This window comes from Parabacteroides sp. AM58-2XD (genome assembly GCF_003463685.1).
Lineage (GTDB): Bacteria > Bacteroidota > Bacteroidia > Bacteroidales > Tannerellaceae > Parabacteroides > Parabacteroides segnis.
In genome coordinates, this window is the sequence record NZ_QSDP01000225.1 from 1 (window position 1) to 1,564 (window position 1,564).

The following is a 1,564-nucleotide window of genomic DNA, read 5'->3' on the forward strand; positions in this document are numbered from 1 at the left end:
AATTAACAAAAATATTAGATTCTATTTTACCTTTTAAATCTTCTTTTGAATTGTGATTATTTTAGTATGACAATATTAAACTTCCTTTCTCTATTTGCATGAATAATATAAAAGTATTAATTAGCATTATAACTCCCTGCTACAATTCAGAAAGAACTATCAAACAAACAATTGAATCTGTTTTAGCTCAAACTTATCCGCATTGGGAAATGTTGATTGTAGATGATTGTTCAACAGACCTATCTGCAGAAATTATTCGAACATATGTGAATCACGATTCTAGGATTAAATATTTTAAAACTGACCATCCTTCCTGTAGTCCTTCACATCCACGAAATATCGGACTGGAACAAGCACAAGGAGAGTTTGTTGCTTTCTTGGATAGTGATGATATTTGGTTTCCCATGAAATTGGAAGAACAAATAAGTTATATGGAAATAGGACACTATGGGTTTGTTTATTCTGATTACGAAAAAATAACATGGGACGGAAAGCGAAATCAACGAATAATTCGCGGTAAACGAATTTCATCATTTTGGGATACATTAGAGAGCTGTGAAATTCCTTGTTTGACGGTTTTACTACATAAGGATTTGATAGGAAGGAGTTGTTTTAAACTATCCCCAAAGAGGATTATGCTTTTTGGCTAGAGATATTGCGAAAAGGGCATAAAGCATATAATACAGGTAAGGTACATGCTCTTTATAGGGAGGCGAAGAATTCTCGTTCGGGAAATAAGTTTGAGATGTTTAAAAAACAATGGTATATACTTCGCAAAGTGGAAGGTGTAAAACGAATACCTGCTGCTTATTTTATGTTTATATTTGCCTATAAAGGTTTTCTCAAATATAGGAAATAGCCATACGAAGTGAAAAAAAATACATAGTTACTATATTTGTAATATGAAATAAACGTAAGCACTCATTTTCCGCTTTGGTTGGGAATGATGGGAGGATATTGCTTCGATGTCCTGGCTTTCCTGACCCGGAAGAAATTGACTGTAAGCTCTGTCCGCGTAAAAAAATTCTGTGCCACAACACAGTTTGATGCAACCAAAGTACAGGAGTCCGGATTCAAAGCTCCTTATACCTTGGGAGAAGGGTTAGCACGGACGTTAGAGTTTGAATTTATTCATAATGCTTCTGAAGGAATTACTTTTAAAAGTGAATAAGTTGACTATTGTTTCAACCGGAAGCAGAAAATAAAAGCACGCAAACAGCACAATCCACATGAATCGATTCATACTGTTTGCGTGCCGGTAAGACACCGTCAGATCCATCTGTACTCCCATTCGGCATCAAAACAAGGACATGCCTTGGGTGCATGTGGGGTGAGGTGGTTATGGCTGGTGATGAGGGCTTGCGGGTAGAGTTGGCGGAGGATCATCAGCAATTCTTCCAGCCGTTCGCGTTGGCGGGGCGTACGGGTATCGGCAGGATGCCCATCGGGGTCGAGCCGCCCTCGTAGCAGATACCGATGGAGCAATGGTTCAGGCCTTTTACATGGGCACCCACCTCACCAAGTAGGCGAGGGTGGGTGGTGGTTCCGTCGGTACGGATGTAAA

2 protein-coding genes are annotated in these 1,564 nt (G+C 39.1%); both read left to right on the top strand.

What is annotated here, in order from left to right:
* Positions 1-98: 98 nt before the first annotated feature.
* Positions 99-650, top strand: coding sequence for a glycosyltransferase family 2 protein (locus DXA15_RS24945; RefSeq protein WP_233567635.1), 552 nt, complete (start codon positions 99-101; stop codon positions 648-650).
* Positions 651-937: 287 nt separating this feature from the next.
* Positions 938-1,171 (top strand): hypothetical protein, encoded by a 234-nt coding sequence (locus tag DXA15_RS24950; RefSeq protein WP_303645837.1) that lies wholly within the window; start codon positions 938-940, stop codon positions 1,169-1,171.
* Positions 1,172-1,564 lie beyond the last annotated feature (393 nt).